The following is a 332-nucleotide window of genomic DNA, read 5'->3' on the forward strand; positions in this document are numbered from 1 at the left end:
ACGCGGCGGGCTGCCCCTCCTGCGGGGCGGGCGGGCCGCGGCCCCTCTCGGTGACCGACGCCGAGGGCCGCACCACCCGCTTCCGCTACGACGGGGCGGGGCGGCTGGTGGCCGAGGTGGATCCCCTGGGCCACGAGACGCACTACGCCTACGACGCCGCCGGGCGCCTGGTGCGGAAGACCGATCCCGAGGGCCGGACCCTCCGCTTCGCCTACGACGCCGCCGGCCGGCTCACCTCGCGGCGCTGCCCGGACGGGACCAACGCCACCTTCGCCTACGACGGGACGGGGCGGCTGGTCCACGCCGAGAACGCGGCCATCGCCTACGACTTC

1 protein-coding gene is annotated in these 332 nt (G+C 77.1%); it reads left to right on the forward strand.

Translation table 11 applies throughout. From position 1 onward, the window contains the following. Positions 1-332, forward strand: a 332-nt coding sequence (locus tag HCU62_RS11585) for an RHS repeat domain-containing protein (protein ID WP_169755683.1), incomplete at both ends; no start/stop codon positions are given.

Source organism: Dissulfurirhabdus thermomarina, assembly GCF_012979235.1.
Taxonomy (GTDB): Bacteria; Desulfobacterota; Dissulfuribacteria; order Dissulfuribacterales; family Dissulfurirhabdaceae; genus Dissulfurirhabdus; species Dissulfurirhabdus thermomarina.